Genomic DNA, 18807 nt, shown 5'->3' with positions numbered 1-18807 from the left:
AATTAGGTGCCAATGCGCGCTATGTATTCTGCTATCTTTTCTAAGCTTGGATTTTTTGGCACGTAAGTTACGCTTATTCCTTCATTTTTTATAGTATTTGCCGTAGTGTTTCCTATGGCGAATATATCTTTTTCGTTTAAAATGTATTTGTAATTTTGCAAATTTTTTAAAAGCCCTATAAATGCAGATGGGCTTCCAAAGAAAACTCCGTTTACTTTTTCTATATTTTCTAGTATGATGTTTAAGTCGTAGGTTTTTAGCCTTGTTTCATAGGCTTTTAGTATATAAATATCTTTGTCTTTTAGCATATTTTGGATATCTTCTGGTAATTCAAAGTCTGTTCTTACCCATAGGCTTTTTTGGTTTATCTTAGGCAATATATCTTTTATAGTATTTTCCATTACCACATTTTTTTTGTCGTAACACTTTAGCAAAGACTCCTTTGTTTTTTGTCCTACAACGTATATGTCTATGTTTGCATTTTTGCAAATGGATACGTTTTGAAAAAAAATCTCCACAGCTTTTTTGCTGCTAAATATAAGTTTTTTAAAATCAAAATGTGATAGCTCAAAGGCTTTTGGTACTATCTCTATCATAGGTAAACTTATCGTGTTTATGCCGTAAGAAGAAAATATCTTTTTAGATTCTAAGTTGTCTTTTTCTTCTCTTGTAAGAAGAAGGCTATACATTGGTGTAAATATCTTTTACTAGCTTTGATAATATGCCGTTTATAAACGAAGGTGTTTTTTTGTTGCCGTATTTGTTTGATATATCTACATAATCTATTATAGCTTGTATGTACTTAGCGGGTTTTATATACAAAAACTCTGAAAAAGACGCTCTTAAAACAGCTTTTTCTACGCTCCCCAAATCGTCAAAGTTCCAATTTTCAAGATATGAGGCTATCTTTTTGTCTACGCTTTCTACGTTTTCTTCAAACTTTGTTATTATAAGTCTTGTATACTTTTTGGTATCCTTTTGGGTTGGTTCTTCCTCCATGTTTACAATCTCTTCTGATATGTTTTTTATATCACCACCGTTTATATCCCACGCGTATAGTATTCTTATGGCCAATTCCCTTGCTTTTGCTCTTATCTCTTTCATTATAAACTCCAGTAAAGAAAGCCCTTTTTAGTAAATAGCTCTTTGTCGTATAGGTGCTTGACATCTACTATTATTTTAGGGTCTGTGATGATTTGTTCATAAAACTTAATATCGTATTCCCCAAAAGCGTTGTGTTTTACCGCTACTATTACAGCGTCGTAAGGTGAAAAGGCGTACGGACTTTGCAAGAGCTCAATGTCGTATTCTCTAAACACCTCATCCTTGTAAGCATAAGGGTCGTATACATAGGTTTTTATACCAAACTCTTGAAGCTCTTTGTATATATCTACAACTTTTGAGTTTCTTATATCTGGTATATTTTCTTTGAAGCTCAATCCTAGTATGAGCACTTTTGATGACTCTATTTGTTTTCTTGCTTTTATTAAAAGCTTTAAAACATTTTGCACTACGAAGTTTGGCATCGAGTCGTTCACCCTTCTACCGGAGAGAATCACTTCTGGATGGTGTCCAAGTTCTTGAGCTTTAAAGGTAAGATAGTAAGGGTCAACGCTTATGCAGTGTCCACCCACCAACCCTGGTTCAAACTTTAGAAAATTCCATTTTGTAGAAGCAGCCTCTAAAACATCCTTTGTATCTATGCCTATTTTATGAAATATCATAGAAAGCTCATTCATTAGGGCTATGTTAATATCCCTTTGGGTGTTTTCTATGACTTTGGCAGCCTCTGCTACTTTTATGGATTTTGCTTTAAATATACCTGCTTTTACTACCTTAGCGTATACTTCGCTTATCGTATTAAGGCTGTATTCTGTGTCTCCAGAAACTACTTTTACTATGTTTTCAAATCTATGGATTTTATCTCCTGGATTTATCCTTTCCGGTGAGTACCCCACGTAAAAATCTTTCTTCCAAACAAGACCAGATTCTTTCTCTAAAATAGGTACACACTCTTCTTCTGTAAGACCTGGATATACGGTAGATTCGTAAACTACTATGCTATCTTTTTGCAAATTTCTACCAACTATGCTAGAGGCGCTAAATATAGGTTTTAGGTCTGGAACTTTGTGCTTGTCTATAGGTGTTGGGACTGTTATGATTATAAATTTACATTTTTTTATGTACTCTTCATCTGAGGTAAAAACTATGTTGCTATTTCGAAGTTCTTCTGTTGTTGTTTCTTTTGTCCTATCTATACCAGCTTTTAGTTCGTTTATTCTTACTTTGTTTATATCAAACCCTATTACGGTAAAATGTTTTGCAAAAGCTACTGCAAGCGGTAAACCGACATAACCAAGCCCCACTACGCATATAGATTCTTTTTTGCTAAGAAAATCATCTAAACTAATCATATTGCTTTTATTATGGCAAAATGCTTTTTACCCACTTGTATTTTCATGTCGTCTTCTACTGTAATTTCTTTGTTTTCGTCGGTTATCTTTTCGCCGTTTATCTTTAATCCACCACCTTTTACAATTCTTCTAGCTTCGTTGTTAGAAGATGCAAAGCCAATTTTTACAATAAGCTCATAGGCTTTAAATTTTTCTTTTTGCGAAAAGCTAAATACCGGTGCATCTTTTGGAAACTCTTTTTGAGAGAACGTTGATTCGAAAAATTCTTTTGCTTCTTTTGCTTTTTCTTCTGAGTGAAATCTTGATACTATTATGTAAGCTAGTTGTTTTTTGGCCTCCATCGGATGCATAGATTTTATGGATTCTATTTCTTGAGGGGTTTTATCCGTTAAAAGCGTATAGTAATCGTACATTAGCTCGTCAGATATGCTCATTATTTTTCCAAACATGTCCTTTGGGTCATCTTTTAAAGCTATATAGTTTCCATAGCTTTTTGACATCTTTTTTGCACCGTCGGTTCCTACAAGAAGTGGCATCGTTATGCAGATTTGTTTTTCTAAACCATAATCTTTTTGAAGCTCTCTTCCCACAAGCAAGTTAAATTTTTGATCGGTACCCCCTATCTCTACATCCGCTTTTAACACCACAGAGTCATAACCTTGAAAAAGAGGGTATAAAAATTCGTGTATGTGTATAGGTGAACCCTCTTTGTATCTTTTGTGAAAATCGTCCCTTTCTAGCATTCTTGCTACTGTGTATTTTGAAGTGAGGGTTATAATATCTTTTACGCTCATATTAGAAAGCCATTCGCTGTTGTATAAGATTCTTGTTTTATCTTTGTCTAAAATCTTGAAAACTTGCTCTTGATAGGTTTTGGCATTTTCTAACACCTCTTCTTTAGAAAGAGGGGGTCTTGTCTCGTTTCTTCCGGTAGGGTCCCCTATTGTTGCGGTAAAATCACCTATGAGGAATATTATTTCATGACCTAAATTTTGAAAGTCTCTTAGCTTTTGCAAAAGCACTGTATGTCCTAAATGTAAATCTTTGGCGGTGGGGTCAAAACCAGCTTTTACTACAAGAGGTTTACCTTTTTTTAACTTTTCCACAAGTTCATCTTTCTCTATGATTTCTACTGTGCCTTTTTCTATAATCTCAAGTTGTTTTTGTATATCCATAGACTATATATTATACACGTTTTTCGGCTTTTGATATGCTATAATATCTATCTAGCCCTGGTAGCTCAATTGGATAGAGCATGGGACTACGGATCCCAAGGTTGCGGGTTCGACTCCTGCCCAGGGCGATTAGAAAAACGAACCTAGAACGAAGGATATCTTTTCCCTTGCGGTGTCTCCGGGTACTGGTTTTGTTTTAAAGGCTAAGTCTAATCTTACTGGTGCGTAAGCTGTTATAAATCTTATGCCTACACCGTAGCTTCCTAGCCAGTTGCTGGGTTTTAGGCCAGACCAAGAGTCCGCGCCTCTACCTGTATCGTAAAAAGCATCCACGTAAAAGATGTTTTTGTAAAGAGGATAGTCTGCTTCAAAGTTTAATACTATTTCTCTAGTGGCTCCTATAGGTTCGTCTGCAGAATCCAAAGGACCAGCATATCCATAGCTATAACCTCTTATAGTGTAATCACCGCCCACAAAGAATTCGTCATCCAAAGGTACTACAGAATTTGAGTAAGCTTGAGCCCATCCAATAGTTTCTCTTGCTGAGAATATGGTCCCAGTGTAAAATATATGGTCTTTTATAAAGTTTGCGTTTGATAATACCAACTTTTGATATTTTTCGGTGCCACCTAGTACTGGTAGTGCTATTGTGTAGGTTATAGATTGGATAGAGCCCTTGGATGGGAAAAGGTAGTAGTTTGTTGTATTGTGAGATAGAGAAAATATGAGTTTTCTGGCTTGCCAGGTACCTGCTTGAGATTGGATTACGGGAGGCGTAGAAGATGATATATCGGAGTACGTTACTTTTTGTATACTAGTACCTGCACTTGCATACCAATACTCTCCAAACTCTCTTGTAAAGGATAAGTCAAAGCCTACTCTTTGCACAGTGTAATCAATGTAGTAAATCTTTGTATCGTACAACGAACCCGTTACGTCTATAGGCTTGTTAAATAGCCATTTGTGTGTGTAACTTATAGAATCATTTTCATAATTTGCACCATAAGACAATGATATACCAGCTATATCACCTGTACCTAAAAAGTTGCCTTTTCTTATAGATGCAAAGCCAGCTAACCCTGTAACCTGGTTGTAACCAAGACCAACGGAAAATTGACCGGTGTACCTTTCTTGAATTTTTGTATATATATCATCGAAATTGTCTGGTCTTGGTACTGGTACTATCTGGACATTATCGTAATATCCAAGGTTCATTATGCGGTCTTTGGATCTGCTTAGCTCGTGTCTTGTTATAAGATCATACTCTTGTACCCTCATCTCCCGTCTTATAACATAGTCTCTTGTTTCATAATTTCCTCTTATATGTATCTTCCCTGCGTATACTGGCCCACCCTCATACACATGGAAAACTAAATTAACAGTTTTATTTTTAAAATCTGGTTCTTTCTTTACGCTTGTGTATTCGTTAATAAAACCTATTTGGCCATATTTATCGAATATTCGCTTCTTTATGAGCTTTATAATAGATTTTTTATAATATCTCTTGCTATCTCTATGCTCTATTATCTTATCCAAAAGCTCATCTTCAGAGTACATCTTGTTGCCTTTGAAAACAATTTTTCCTATTTTGTATCTTGGCCCTTCATGTATTATTATTGTAACGTTTACCCAGTGTCCATGCTTTTTGATGATAGGCTTATCTATTTGTACTTCGAAGAACCCTTCGTCTTCATAAAATTTCTTAAGTCTTTTTATATCATCCATTAGTATATGTTTGTTAAAAGGTGGGTGCCACCTAAAAGCTAACAAACTAAAAGGCTGAGTTTTCATGTGGTCCAAAAGTCTTCCGTCGCTAAAGGTTTTATTACCTTTAAAGTGTATATCCATTACATAAGTTGGCTTTGTTTCTTTTATATAAAACACCAGCCTGGAGGCTCCTTTTACTGGAATTATTTTATAACTTACGCCAACATGAGAATAACCAGCCTCTTCGTAAGCTTTTTTGATACGTTCCATAAGTTGGTGTATATCCTCTTCACTTAAGACTTTGCCAAGTTGAAACTGCTTTATTATTTCCAGTTTTTCGTTTATGCTAGAAGATGGTGTTAGACCTCTGGTGGCTTGATTTAATCCAAATTTACCAACCTCTGTTTCAATGCCTAGTTTTTTTGCCAAATCCTTTGAGCTAAGCCTTTTGTTACCTTTAAACTCTATCCTATAGATAATAGGTAAATCTTCGACTATATATATAAGCTTTACGTGGTCATCCTTTTTAACTTCTTTTACCGCTATGTTTTTAAAATAACCAGTTTCATACAATCTTTTTATATCTTCTGAAAGCATTGTTTGAGAAAATTGCATACCCGGATGTAGCTTCATAAAACCTTTTATTAAACTAGATTGTATGTATCTGTTGCCCACCACCTCTATTTTTGATATGGTTTGAGAAAAACCTAAAGCTACAAATAAAAGAAGCGTTAAAAATATTTTCTTCATCAGTACTTTCTCTCCTCCGGTTTATAAAGGCTTGTATCTACATCTTTATAAGTTAAGCTAAGTTCTCCACTTTCATTATAACAAACTATCGAGTGTTTTAGGAAGTTTTTATCATCTCTTTCCTTGTAATCCTCTCTTGAATGTCCTCCCCTCGATTCTCTTCTATTTAGTGCACAAAGCGCTACAACTCTTGATAATTCAAGCATATTTTTTAATTCTAAAAGCTCGATAAGGTTTGTATTAAATACTCTTGATTTATCTGAAACCGGGATGTAATTCCACATATCTAAAAGTTTTGTGAGCTCTTCGTAAGCTTTTTTTAAAGATTCCTCTGTTCTAAAGATACCCATGTTAAACCAAGTGGTTTCCCCCATTTTATTTCTTACCTCGTAGAGTTTGATGTTTCCTTCTCGCTGCATTAAGGAATTTATATAAGATTCTGAATTTATAGAGGGTTTATTGTTGGAAAAATCTGTATTCTTTGCATATTCTCTAGCGTATTCACCAGCGTGTTTTCCAAATACCACAAGTTCTGTAAGGGAATTTCCCCCAAGCCTATTGGCACCGTGCACAGAAACACAGGCGCATTCGCCTATCGCCAAAAGTCCTTTTACACTCGTTTCTGAGCTTTTAAAATCAATTATATCTATGCCACCCATACAGTAGTGAGCTGTGGGTCTTATAGGTATAGGAGCTTTGGCTGGGTCTACTCCCTCAAAATCTATAGCCAATTGTCTTACTTGAGGAAGCCTTTCGTTGAGCTTTTCTTCTCCTAAATGCCTTAAATCTAGATAAACGTAAGCACTTGTCCCTTCTCCTATGCCAAGCCCACTTTTTATTTCAAGCTCTATGGCCCTTGATACTATGTCTCTTGGAGCTAGTTCCATCTTGTTTGGAGAGTACTTTGACATAAATCTTTCGCCCCGGGCATTTATAAGGTATCCGCCTTCTCCCCTAGAGGCTTCTGATAGCAAAATTCCAGTTTTTGCAAGTCCAGTAGGATGAAACTGGATAAACTCCATATCTTTTAAGGCTACGCCTTTTCTTAGGGCTATCGCTTGTAAATCTCCCGTGTTGCCTGAGGCGTTTGTGCTTCTATGCCAATATATCCTAGCAAAACCACCGCCAGCAAGTATCAGGACTTTGGTTTTTATGTATAACACGCTAGAGTCTTTTATATTTAAAAGCTCAAGACCATCTATTTTGTTATCTTGAATATCTATATCGAGTAAAAAGTACTCGTTGAAAAAATCTATATTTTCTTTAGACATTGTTTGTTCAAATAAAGTATGTAAAAGCACATGCCCAGTCCTGTCTGCAGAGTAAACCGTTCTTGGGAATGATGCACCTCCGAAAGGTCTCTGTGCTATTTTACCCTCTTTTGTCCTTGAAAACGGCACACCCATTCTATCAAGTTCATATATTAACTCCGGAGCATATTTGCACATAAAGAGTACGGCTTGCTGGTCTGCTAAAAAATCAGAGCCTTTTATTGTATCAAAAGCATGTTTTTCAAAAGAGTCATTCGGATCAGCTATGCCTATACTTGCATTCATTCCTCCTTGAGCGGCACCAGTATGAGACCTAGTGGGAAATACTTTAGAAACAACCGCTATTTTTATGTTTTTGTCTTTGGAAGCTTCTATGGCAGCCATAAGACCTGCGCCACCACCACCTACTATAACGATATCGTACTTTAGCATACAAATATTATATATGAATTTGGTAAAATTCTACTGAGATTGGTTGTTGTTTTCTATATTCCATTTGTTTTCAAAATTGGTATTGGGTTTTTCATATTTGGCTAGCGTTGTTAGCTCACTACCTTTTATATTTAAGATAGTTATTTCTACCCTTCTATTCATGGCTTTGTTTTGTGGCGTGGTATTTGGAACCAATGGATGGTATTTCCCGTAACCGGCTATTTTTACCTTGGAAGGATCAAAGCCTTTTGATATAAAATACCGTGCTACAGAAGCTGCTCTGTCTGTGGACAGTTCCCAGTTGGAAGGGAAAATAGGTGTATGTATGGGTGTGTTGTCGGTGTATCCATCTACTTCTATGGGGTTTGGTAAACTCGATATAATCTTGTATATAGAATCTAACAGTGGATAATATTTAGGGTCTATATCTGCACTGCCGCTCTTAAACAACACGGTATCTTGAAGTATAAGTTTTATCCCCTCTGGCACAAGCTTTATTTGGAATTTGCCTTCTAAACCTTGTTTTTTTAACATTTCTTTTATTCTTTTTAATTGCATATTTATATACTGACCTTTTGGGGTCAGTTGAACTTTTGGCAATACTGCCTCCGGTAATATCTGAGTAGGTAAAGTCTGCTCGAAGGGCAATATCCTCATGCCCATAGCCTCAGCAAAAGCCTCAGCATAAACTCTTATGGATTTTTGACCCCTCATTATAACCCAAAGAGCTATAAAAAGAGCCAATAACAGCGTTAAAAAGTCAGCGTACGGTATCGCCCATTTTTCTGAAGCTTCTTCTGGACATTTATGTTTCTTAGCCATATCTTCTATGCATAGGCGTTTAGTTTTTCTTCTATAAGCCTTGGATTTTCACCTTTGGCTATAAGCCTTATACCTTCTATTGTCATATATCCAGCCATTACTATCATATCTAGCTTAGTTTTTGATTTCCTACCCCATGGTCCAAAAACAAGATAAGAACTAGTTATACCGTAGACTGTTGCTACAAATGCCGTTGATATGCCTTCTGCAAGTTTGTTTGGGTCGTTTAGCTCTGTAAGAGCGTGCATAAGTCCAAAAACAGCCCCTGTAAGTCCCATTGTTGGTGAGGTTTCAGAGCATGTTTTCCAATACTCAACACCTATTTTTAATTCTTCTTCCTCTTTTGCTAATTCTGCTTCTAGTATGGAAACTATAGTCTCTTCGTCCATGCCAAGCACCATAAGCTCCACTCCACGTTTTATGAGTGGGTCTTTTATTTCGTCTATACTAGATTCAAGGCTAAGTATACCCTCTTTACGGGCCTTGTTGGCTATTTCAATGATTTCTTCTTTGGTTTTTTCAGGATTTACCACGCTACCGCTAAACACCATTTTTAGAGCTTTTATTATATAGCCTATCTTACCAGCTGGTACAGAGCCAAGGACTCCTAAGAGCGTGGATGGTACTACTATCAAAAATGCTGGAGGTTGTATTAGAATAGCAAGATGAGCCCCGTCTAGAAAAGCCCCTAATAACAATGTGCCAAAAGCTAAAAACCCTATTATAGAGAATATATCCATAGCTTACCTAAGTATCGGTAAATTTCACCAATATTTTAAATATATCATGTTTTTTTATTTTGAAGGATGCTTTGTTGCATATTATTTTGGCATAGGATTCGAATATCTCTTCCATTACAATCAGCCCGTTTTCTTTTAAGGTATTGCCAGTCTGCGTTATATCTACTATGTAATCGCTTAAACCTATTGTTGGTGCTATTTCTACGGAACCATTGAGTCTTATGATATTTATTGAAACATCTTTTTCTTCAAAAAATTTTTTTGCTATATTTACATACTTTGTAGCTACCTTTGTAAAGTGAAGTATCTTGTAATCTTCAAGTTTTTCTGGTTTGCCTGCCACCACCATTTTACATTTTCCTATATCTTTAAGGTCTAAAAGCTCGTAAACATCCTTTGGGTCTTCTTTTAATACGTCTAAACCCACCACCCCTAAATCTGCCCCACCTTGCTCTACATATGTTGCCACATCAGATGGTTTTACTATTAGAAATTTAAAGCAATCCTTTTCAACTATAAGCTTTCTACTTTCTTCAAGTTTCGTAGATATTATATTTTTTTTTACAAAAAGTTCTGATATCTCTTCTAAAAGCCTTCCTTTTGGTATTGCTATTCTAACCATCGAATTCTGGCTTAAGTCTTATAAGCACTTCACCTGGATTTATAACTTCACCTATTTCTACCAAAATTTCTTCTACTTGTCCATCTATGGTACTTTTTATTTCGTTTTCCATTTTCATAGCTTCTACTATTAAAAGTGTATCACCTTCTTTTACCCTATCCCCTATGCTAACCTTTATATCTACCACCTTACCGGATATGTTTGAAGATATATCGCCTATATCTTGGGCTTTTGGTCTTTTTGGCTTTACCGATACACCTTCTGGAATATCGCCGCTTGTTACTTTTTGCTGGGATATAGATATTTCTTTTATAGGCTCTATAGCTACTTCTTCCAACTGGTCGTTTATTCTTACAAAAAATATTTTTCTATCTTTTGATATGCTTTCTCTACCCACTATTTTTATATTAAATTGTTCACCATGAACCGCAACATTGAATTCGACAGGCGCATTTTCATTGCAATCGCTGTAAGCGTATTCAACTTCTTTTTGTACCAATCCTTTTTCGAATTTCTCTCTCCACTCAAAAAACTCTTTAGCCACCACTGGCAATATAGCATACGACAATACGTCTTCTTCGTTTCTAGCCCCTGCTGTGTATGCTTCTTTCCTTATTTCTTCCAACTCGTTTTGAAGAAGGTCAGCGGGTCTTATGTCAAAGTATGTTTTATCTTTTTCATCTTTTAATATGAGTTCCATAATTTCTGGTTTTATAGGAGCAGGTGGTCTTCCGTATAGTCCTTTTACATAATCTTTTATTTCTTTTGTAACTACTTTATAGCGTTCTTTGTTTATTACATTTAAAAATGCCTGGGATCCCACCATTTGGCTTGTTGGTGTTACAAGAGGAGGATAACCTAAGTCCTCTCTTACCCTAGCTACTTCTTTCAACACTTCTTCTAATTTGTCTTCTAAGTTTTGCTCTTTTAACTGGCTTATAAAATTGCTTATCATACCGCCTGGGACCTGATGGGTTAAAACCGATACATCAGGATACGGTGGTAAAGTATCATATTTTTTGTACTTTTTTCTTACCTCTTTGAATATATTTCCAGCTTCTTCGTAAAGTGCTTGGTTTACATCCACTTGATAACCAAACTCTTTAAATACATATATCATGGTCTCACCAGAAGGATGAGATGTCTGAGAAGACAGGCTGTAAAAAGCGGTATCAAACATAGTAGCCCCTGCCTCTAACGCTTTTAGCTGAGCCATGTTTGCAAGCTCTGCTGTAGTTTGCGTATGTATATGAATGGGAAGTTTGAATTCTTGTTTTAGGGCTTTTACCAAATCAAAAGCCATTTTCGGCGTTAAAATACCGGCTTGATCTTTAATGGATATTATGTCTATACCCATATTTACTAGGTCTTGGGCTATCTTTATATAGTATTCCACCGTATGTACTGGGCTGGTAGTGTAAGATAGTACGCCTTTTACGATGGCGTTTAAGCTTTTGGCAGTTTCTATGGCTTTTCTCATATTACGTACGTCGTTTAACGCATCAAATATTCTGAATACTTCTATGCCGTTGTCGTAAGATTTTTTAATAAAAGCTTCCACTATATCGTCCGGATAGTTTCTATAACCAACGATATTTTGTCCTCTTAAAAGCATTTCTAGTTTTGTATTTTTTGCAATGGATTTGAATTTTTTCAAGCGTTCCCATGGGTCTTCCTTGAGATATCTAAGACATACATCAAACGTTGCTCCGCCCCATACTTCTAAAGACCAGAAACCACATTTATCCAATATTTCTAGAGTCTGTATCATGTCTTCTGTTCTTACTCTAGTGGCTAAAAGACTTTGTATGCCATCTCGCAGACTTACATCTGTAAAAAGTAATTTCTCCATACCACTATTATACACTAAAAATGCTAAAATAAATCTTTATGGTTGAAAGGTTTAAGACATACATGGATAAATTCTTAGATTTTATAACGCTCCACCATGAAGTTCCAATTCATATGCTTTTGCTATCTTTTTTAACTGGGCTATTGGGTGGTACAGGTGCTATAGTATTTAGGTCCATGATAGCGTTTTTTCATAACCTATTTTTTTATCAAAAGATAGATATTTTTTACAATGCCGATAAACATAGCCTTCCAAGTCCTCTCGGTTGGTTTGTAATGTTTGTGCCTCCTTTGGCTGGTATGGTGGTGGTTTATATAGTACAAAATTATGCCATAGAAGCTAAAGGATTTGGTACTCCTGAAGTATTACACGCTATTTATTATAGAAAAGGTAGATTGAGGCCTAGGATTATTGGAGCTCGTATCCTAGCGTCATCTATATCTATAGGCGCTGGTGGCTCAGTAGGTAGAGAAGGGCCAATAGTGCAAATAGGTGGTGTTATAGGCTCTGTGCTGGGCCAGATATTTAAGCTAGAATATTGGCAAATATACACTCTAATAGCTGCTGGTGCTGGTGGTGGTATAGGTGCAGCTTTTAATACGCCTTTGGCTGGTGTAGTTTACGCTTTGGAAGTAATATCGCCAGAAGCTAGCGTAAGGACAATTATACCTTCTATAATATCTGCTGGGGTTGCTAGTTATGTAGGAAGACTTTGGTGGGGCAACAAGCCTTCTTTTATAGTAGAAAATACCAAGTTTATAATTCCTTCTATAAAAGCTTTACCGTTTGAAGCGGTTTTATTTTACATATTTTTGGGTATTGCGGTGGGGATAGGTGGGGCTATGTACGTGTACTGGATATATTACTCTGAGACCGTGTTTGTTAAAATCTCAAAAAACCCCTACATAAGACATTTTATAGGTATGACTATAGTGGGGTTTTGTGCGGTTATGTTTATGCATTTTACAGGACATTACTATGTTCAAGGTATAGGTTATGCTACGGTTCAGGATGTGCTCAACGAAGTTATCAAAAACGCGTGGTTTTTGATACTATTATTTTTTATGAAGCTTGTGCTGACAGGTGTTTCTCTTGGCTCTGGCGGCTCTGGTGGTGTATTTTCACCGGGGATTTTCATGGGAGCCACTTTAGGAGGAGGTATAGGGCTTTTGGCAAAACAAATAGACCCTCACATTCCTATAAGCATGGTATCTTCCGGGGTAGTGGGTATTGCAGCTATGCTTAGTTCTACTGTTAGTGCACCCATTACCGCTGTTGTAATGAGCTTTGAAATGACGAGAGACTATAGAGTTATTGTTCCGTCTATGATAGCTTCAGGTGTGGCTTTTGGTGTAAGACGCATGATTATACATTACAGCATAGATACGTTTAAGTTGGAAAAACAAGGTTTTCATATACCAGAGACCTATATAAGGGTGTTACACTATCCTAATCAGGAAGATTAAACATGGGCGATACAGGGCTCGAACCTGTGACCTCCACCGTGTGAGGATGGCGCTCTCCCAACTGAGCTAATCGCCCTTAGGATATCTTCTTAAAAGTATTTTAATAGACCTTGTACTATTTTGTTAGTATCTACCTCATAAGTGCCGCTAGATATTTTAGCTTTTATTTCTTCTATCTTCTTTTTCATATCCTCCAAGTTTTTTTCAGAATCTGGCTTTAGACTTTTGGCTATAGAAGACAATTCTAGTTTATATCCTTGGGTATTGTTTTCCTCTTGAAGGGTTGTATTTTCCTGAGTAGACTTTTCAACATTTTTTTGTGTTTTATCCTTTCCGATGTTAGGAGTATCTAAGCCAATGTTCTTATAAATTTCTCCTTCTATCCTATTCATAATTACACCTCTTTTAATAGTATCGGATACTTATAAAGATATTTTAACATTAAATATTTGCAATGTTTTTATGAAGATAAAAAAGAGCCCTTGCTCCTAAGAGAAGTGAAGCCATAAGCCAATCTATCCATATCAAGAAAGCTATAATGAGCCAAAGCGATGCATAAACGATACTTTTTATAAGAAGATGTGAGATATACATGGTAATTACATATTTTAAAAGCAGCAAAACACTAGACTCAACAAAAGATATTCCGATAGTATAAAGTTTATTTAGCCTTTTCTCTGGTATAAAAATTGAGTATATAGAATAGAAAAATACTGAAAAAAACAAAAGATAACTTACGTTCTTTGTAAACTCAAACGGCAGATTCAAGTGTTTAAACACCAAGCTTATGTAAAATAGATAAACAGAACCACCGGTAAATACTACCACGAAGAAAAGAAGATACAGAAAATATATTGGTTCTATGCGCTTTGCTTCCTTTTTGTTCCACATAAGGCTTATAGCGTAATCAAGATCCTTTATGAAACCTGTGGCAAAGTACAATGACGCCAAAGCACCTATAATACCCGCTTTTAATCTTTTTTGTTCTAAATAAGATATATCTTTTATCATTTTTCTAGCAAAATCTGGAAACATGACACTAAGATGATAGATGTAGTTGTCTATTTTGTTTTCCAAAAACATATGCAAGAAAAAACCGGCGCCAAGTATAAGCGGTACTATAGACATTATAAAGCTAAAAGACAAAGCACCGGCATGGTAAAGTATTTTTAACCTAAAAAAATCCAATAAGAAGTTTATTAGACTTTTCACATATTTAAAAAGCTGCTGTGAGTAAAACTATTATACCAGCCACTATAACCCCTAAAACTACGATCGTAGTAATAAGGTCTAAAGTGCCCATTCCTCTATCCATCTTTCACGCTCCTTTAGTCCTTTTTAGGACTATTTCTTTAAATTCTTTGAGGGTTGGATTTATATGTATAGTTTCGCTTAGCTTACCTTCTAACACTTCCATAGTCTTATAACCGTTTCCTGTGATATAGGCGACTACTATTTCATCTGCTTTGAAATAACCCTGCTCCGCTAATTTTTTAAGAACGGCTATAGTGGTACCACCGGCTGTTTCTGTAAATATCCCTTCTGTTTGAGCCAAAAGCTTCATACCTTCTATTATTTCATCGTCGCTTGCGGTTTCCCACGTGCCACCGGTCTTTTTTACTACATCAAGAGCGTATATACCATCCGCTGGATTACCTATGGCTATAGATTTAGCTATGGTGTTTGGTTTTACGGGTTTTACAAAATCAAGCCCTTCTTTAAAAGCTTGAGCTATTGGAGAACAGCCTAACGCCTGAGCTCCGTATACCCTGGTGTTGTATTTGTCTATTAACCCTACTTTGTAAAACTCTTCTATACCTTTGTAAATCTTTGTTATCAAAGAGCCGCTCGCCGCTGGAGCCACTATGGCATCTGGAGCTATCCAGCCAAGCTGTTCTATGGTTTCAAAAGCAAGAGTTTTTGAACCTTCTGCATAATATGGTCTTATATTTATATTTACAAAAGCCCATCCTAAGTCGTTGGCAATTTCTGAACAAAGCCTATTGACATCATCGTAGTTGCCATTAACAGCCACAACAATAGGATTGAACACAAGGCTACCTATTATCTTTTGAGATTCTAAATTCGATGGTATGAAAACATAGCAATTTAAATCTGATTGTGCACAGTGAGCGGCTACAGAGTTTGCTAAATTACCGGTGGATGCACAGGCCCCTGTATCAAAACCAAACTCCTTTGCTTTAGAAAGAGCCACAGAGACAACCCTATCTTTGAAAGACAACGTAGGGTGATTTACCGAATCGTCTTTTATGTATAGGTTGTTAAGGCCGAGTAGCTTGCCAAGTTTATTGGCTTTTTTTAAAGGGGTAAAGCCAGCCGTAAGTCCAACGGTAGGGTTTTCTACTGGTAATAAATCTATGTATCTCCAAAGGCTTTTAGGACCTTGAGATATCTTTTCTTTGTTTATTGTGCTTTTAATATAATCGTAATCATAGTTTACTTCCAAAGGACCAAAACAAAACTCACAAACGTGGATAGGCTCTATAGGGTACTCACGCTTGCATTCTCTACACTTTAGTCCTTTGAGTTTTGCCATTTCTTAAAAACCTCCAAAATGTGATAAATAATTATTATAGCTCTTTTAAGAAATTATTGATATATTTTCTTGTTTGTGAGGCTTTATAATTTGGGTTAAGCTTCTCCCGGTTTTTTTCCTTGCCACTTCTACTAAACCAAGGGCTGTATAACCGTAAACGGTGGTTTGAACGTTGTCTTTGGAAAAACCATCTTTTAAGATGTTTAAAACTTCTTTTCTGTGGTTTTGGTCTTTCATAAAAATAAAATCTATCATTACTATACCGCCCATATTTCTTAATTTTAGCTGTCTTGGAATCTCTTTTGCCGCTTCTAAGTTTGTTGAAAAAGAACTTGATTCTATGCAATCGCATGTATTTTTACCGCTGTTTACATCTATTGTAACCATAGCCTCCGTTTCTTCTATTACCAAAAATCCACCACTTTCTAGCCATACATATTTGCTTAAAAGCCTATTCACATGTTTTTCCACTTCAAAGAGGTTTTCAAGCTTTTGGTTGTCTATAACAAGTTCAATGTTGATATTTAGTTCATTTGATAAAGTGAAATTTACAATATCGTTGTAAACCTTTGTATCTGATACTAAGATTTTTTCTATATTTGAAAAATAATCCTTTATCATAGATATATAGAAAGGCTCTCTTTCCTCTAACTCCATTATAGTTTTGTATGATATATCTTTTATTCGTTTTATCTTTTGCCTAAAATATATTAGCTCTTTTTCTATCTCTTTTATGTCTGCGTTTTTGGCTTGGGTTCTTAGTATTATTGATTCTTTTTCCGTTAAAAGCTCAAAAATTTTTTCCAAATAATCATTTTTTAGTGTTTCATCAAAAAGATGAGAGAATTTTATAGATTTCTCAGCTTCTTGATATATGATATATTTTCCTCTAAAATTGAGCTTTGTGGTTAATTTAGCACCCTTAAATTTTGAAGGCTCTTTTTTCACTTGTACTATTACGTAGTCTCCTACCTTATAAGTTTTATCGGCTTCTTTAAAAGGTAAGTACCCATCTTTTTTTAAGCCTATATCTACGAAATATCCTTCTACCCCTTGAGTTATAGATTTTATTTTACCTAAGAATATAGCTGATGTATATTCTGGATTGCTTAAGTTGTCTACTTTTAAATCTAAAAGCTCATTGTTTTTGAAAAGCATCGAAAATATTAAGTCTTTATCTTTGTGTACTATTAACTTCATCTTTTATATTGTCTAATATCTTTAGTATTTTAGCTGCCCTATCAAAAGAGTTATCTTCTAAACCGTCTAAAAACTGACTTACCATATCTAGAAGCTTGTTGCCGTCTTTCCTTGTGTAAGAGATACCATCCTCTGTTATAATCTCTTCGTCGGCAAAGTTCATAAAAATCACTCCCTTTTGGGTGTGTACAAGCCAGCTTCTATCTACAAAATGATGATTCCACGCTACTTTTATAGTAAAAGGTACATCTTTATCAACCACTCCTTTTATTTCCCAAATATGCCCTTGGCTTATATTTTCTATATATATATCACCAAAAAGATATATAAGGTTGTACAGGTCATGCCAAGCTAAATCCCACAATGGATTTATGTATCCTCTTCCTTTGTTTAGCCTTTTTATCTCTATGGATTTTGGCTTTATATGTTTTGGAAATTCTTTTATGCACATAGAAAACCGCTCTATTTCAGATATCCATATTCTATGTTTAAACTCATTCAACGTTATAAATTCCTCGTAAGAAGTGGCTGGAGGTTTTTCTATGAGTATATCAGCACCTATATTTAGAAGCCTTTTTGCTATTTCTACGTGATGCGCTGGGTTAGTGGCTATGATGGCTTTTGATATAGGAACCTGTATGTCACCGATATCGCATGTATACATTAATCCTTTGTCAGATATTTTATCAACGTCGGTATCGCATAGTAATATCTTATCGGTAATTTGTTTTAATATATTCAAGTACTTGCTTCCCATATTACCAACGCCTATCAATAGTATGTGGTTATCTTTTTTCATATCTCACCTAACTTATAAGATTTTACAAGCAGCCTTTGTTGTTCTACTATATAGTTTCTTATATAATCTTCTTGTTCTTTTCCTATGGTATCGAATTTTATACCATAGCAATAATGGTCTACAGCGTCAAATTTGTTTCTTATTTCTCCAGCTATTAGCAAATCTTTATCGTATATATGAAATTTTATAAAAATTTTCTGAAATTCTTGTAAAGAAGCACTAGTACAAAATCTAGCACCTCCTATGCTTAAATCTTTTATAGTGCCCTCTATGAGTTTGTCTTCCTCTGGTTCTGGTAAAATCTGCTCTTTTTCATAAGCATCGAGTTCATCTTTGGTGGGTAGATACATGTATGCTCTTAGGCTAAGCTCTATTCTTACGGCATCTCTTACGGGGATTCGCGTTATCTTATCTGAGTGCTCTACTTTGAATAGTATTTTGCCGGCATCTTCTGAGATTCCTACTACTTTCGAGGTAAAAGATGTCTGTACATAATCTTGTGTTGTAAAACTAAATGTTATGTAATCACCTATTTTTATTGGTGATGAGCTGACGTTGTAAAGAGCTAAATAAATATAATTTTCGTCTTTATCCCATACCACAGCTTCATACTGTCTTTCGTTGAATATAATTTTACCGCTTTGATATAACTCTATATCTTTTGTGGTTGATATGGGCAAAAACCACGGGGTTCTATCAAATCCTAATTTATGCCTCATTTCATCTATTAGTTTGGAATAAGTCATGTCTTTTTTTAATATTTTTGATGATATTATATCAAAAACCTTTTTGTTGTTGAACATAAGCGCTATGTTCCACCTGTAATCTGATGAATACTTCCATAAAAGCTCTGCCTCTAGATATGACAAACCGTATTCTGTAGCTTTTTTAAAAAATTCTTCTTTTAACCTAGCTCTTTTTTTCGTTTCTACAATTGCATAAGGGAGCAGAAAAAATAAAAATATCACCACTAACAGCATCCATAGGACGATTATTATAT

The 18807-nt window shown here is 35.5% G+C and carries 17 protein-coding genes and 2 tRNA genes; 2 read left to right on the top strand and 17 right to left on the bottom strand.

All coding sequences use genetic code 11. From position 1 onward, the window contains the following. Nucleotides 1–2: 2 nt before the first annotated feature. From ACYQZV_RS01665 to tyrS, 4 genes are read right to left on the bottom strand one after another with little or no spacing between them, the layout of a single operon-like run. Nucleotides 3–689: a uroporphyrinogen-III synthase gene (locus ACYQZV_RS01665; RefSeq protein WP_459892538.1), complete on the bottom strand. Its 687-nt coding sequence runs from the start codon at nucleotides 687–689 to the stop codon at nucleotides 3–5. After that, on the bottom strand, nucleotides 682–1104 hold the full coding sequence (nusB, locus tag ACYQZV_RS01660; RefSeq protein ID WP_459892536.1) for a transcription antitermination factor NusB: 423 nt from the start codon (nucleotides 1102–1104) through the stop codon (nucleotides 682–684). Before nusB ends, ACYQZV_RS01665 begins: the two co-directional genes overlap by 8 nt. Continuing rightward, complete coding sequence (locus tag ACYQZV_RS01655) at nucleotides 1104–2414, bottom strand: nucleotide sugar dehydrogenase (protein ID WP_459892534.1); 1311 nt, start codon at nucleotides 2412–2414, stop codon at nucleotides 1104–1106. Before ACYQZV_RS01655 ends, nusB begins: the two co-directional genes overlap by 1 nt. Then, complete coding sequence (gene tyrS / locus ACYQZV_RS01650; protein WP_459892532.1) at nucleotides 2411–3589, bottom strand: tyrosine--tRNA ligase; 1179 nt, start codon at nucleotides 3587–3589, stop codon at nucleotides 2411–2413. The genes ACYQZV_RS01655 and tyrS overlap by 4 nt, the downstream gene beginning before the upstream one ends. A gap of 54 nt (nucleotides 3590–3643) precedes the next feature. Here tyrS and ACYQZV_RS01645 point away from each other — a divergent pair. Next, nucleotides 3644–3717, top strand: a tRNA-Arg gene (locus ACYQZV_RS01645). Between the two features lies 1 nt (nucleotide 3718). Here ACYQZV_RS01645 and bamA read toward each other — a convergent pair. From bamA to oadA, 6 genes are read right to left on the bottom strand one after another with little or no spacing between them, the layout of a single operon-like run. After that, complete coding sequence (bamA, locus tag ACYQZV_RS01640; RefSeq protein ID WP_459892530.1) at nucleotides 3719–6046, bottom strand: outer membrane protein assembly factor BamA; 2328 nt, start codon at nucleotides 6044–6046, stop codon at nucleotides 3719–3721. After that, nucleotides 6046–7749: an FAD-dependent oxidoreductase gene (locus ACYQZV_RS01635; RefSeq protein ID WP_459892528.1), complete on the bottom strand. Its 1704-nt coding sequence runs from the start codon at nucleotides 7747–7749 to the stop codon at nucleotides 6046–6048. Before ACYQZV_RS01635 ends, bamA begins: the two co-directional genes overlap by 1 nt. A gap of 30 nt (nucleotides 7750–7779) precedes the next feature. Beyond that, nucleotides 7780–8571 carry an OmpA/MotB family protein gene (locus tag ACYQZV_RS01630; protein WP_459892526.1) on the bottom strand — a complete coding sequence of 264 codons (792 nt, stop codon included), beginning with the start codon at nucleotides 8569–8571 and terminating at the stop codon, nucleotides 7780–7782. Nucleotides 8572–8576: 5 nt separating this feature from the next. Beyond that, nucleotides 8577–9311, bottom strand: a complete 735-nt coding sequence (locus tag ACYQZV_RS01625; protein ID WP_459892524.1) for a motility protein A — start codon at nucleotides 9309–9311, stop codon at nucleotides 8577–8579. Between the two features lie 7 nt (nucleotides 9312–9318). Next, on the bottom strand, nucleotides 9319–9933 hold the full coding sequence (gene hisG / locus ACYQZV_RS01620) for an ATP phosphoribosyltransferase (RefSeq protein WP_459892522.1): 615 nt from the start codon (nucleotides 9931–9933) through the stop codon (nucleotides 9319–9321). After that, nucleotides 9926–11785 (bottom strand): sodium-extruding oxaloacetate decarboxylase subunit alpha, encoded by a 1860-nt coding sequence (oadA, locus tag ACYQZV_RS01615; RefSeq protein ID WP_459892520.1) that lies wholly within the window; start codon nucleotides 11783–11785, stop codon nucleotides 9926–9928. The genes hisG and oadA overlap by 8 nt, the downstream gene beginning before the upstream one ends. A 38-nt stretch (nucleotides 11786–11823) precedes the next feature. Between oadA and ACYQZV_RS01610 the strand changes: the two genes are divergently transcribed. Further along, nucleotides 11824–13251, top strand: coding sequence for a chloride channel protein (locus ACYQZV_RS01610; protein ID WP_459892518.1), 1428 nt, complete (start codon nucleotides 11824–11826; stop codon nucleotides 13249–13251). Nucleotides 13252–13254: 3 nt separating this feature from the next. Here ACYQZV_RS01610 and ACYQZV_RS01605 read toward each other — a convergent pair. From ACYQZV_RS01605 to ACYQZV_RS01575, 7 genes are all read right to left on the bottom strand, one after another. Next, nucleotides 13255–13327, bottom strand: a tRNA-Val gene (locus tag ACYQZV_RS01605). 13 nt (nucleotides 13328–13340) lie between these two features. Then, complete coding sequence (gene flgM, locus ACYQZV_RS01600; RefSeq protein ID WP_459892516.1) at nucleotides 13341–13643, bottom strand: flagellar biosynthesis anti-sigma factor FlgM; 303 nt, start codon at nucleotides 13641–13643, stop codon at nucleotides 13341–13343. A 49-nt stretch (nucleotides 13644–13692) separates the two neighbouring features. After that, on the bottom strand, nucleotides 13693–14439 hold the full coding sequence (locus ACYQZV_RS01595) for a YihY/virulence factor BrkB family protein (RefSeq protein WP_459892514.1): 747 nt from the start codon (nucleotides 14437–14439) through the stop codon (nucleotides 13693–13695). A gap of 130 nt (nucleotides 14440–14569) precedes the next feature. Continuing rightward, nucleotides 14570–15808: a threonine synthase gene (gene thrC / locus ACYQZV_RS01590; RefSeq protein WP_459892512.1), complete on the bottom strand. Its 1239-nt coding sequence runs from the start codon at nucleotides 15806–15808 to the stop codon at nucleotides 14570–14572. Between the two features lie 45 nt (nucleotides 15809–15853). Then, nucleotides 15854–17008 carry a ribonuclease E/G gene (locus tag ACYQZV_RS01585; protein WP_459892510.1) on the bottom strand — a complete coding sequence of 385 codons (1155 nt, stop codon included), beginning with the start codon at nucleotides 17006–17008 and terminating at the stop codon, nucleotides 15854–15856. Next, nucleotides 16983–17807, bottom strand: coding sequence for a Gfo/Idh/MocA family oxidoreductase (locus tag ACYQZV_RS01580; protein ID WP_459892508.1), 825 nt, complete (start codon nucleotides 17805–17807; stop codon nucleotides 16983–16985). Before ACYQZV_RS01580 ends, ACYQZV_RS01585 begins: the two co-directional genes overlap by 26 nt. Then, complete coding sequence (locus ACYQZV_RS01575) at nucleotides 17804–18787, bottom strand: flagellar brake protein (protein ID WP_459892506.1); 984 nt, start codon at nucleotides 18785–18787, stop codon at nucleotides 17804–17806. Before ACYQZV_RS01575 ends, ACYQZV_RS01580 begins: the two co-directional genes overlap by 4 nt. Between the last annotated feature and the right edge of the window lie 20 nt (nucleotides 18788–18807).

Source organism: Hydrogenobaculum acidophilum, from assembly GCF_054656715.1.
The sequence above is the reverse complement of the archived record's forward strand: the minus strand, read 5'-3'. Positions and strand labels throughout refer to the sequence as shown.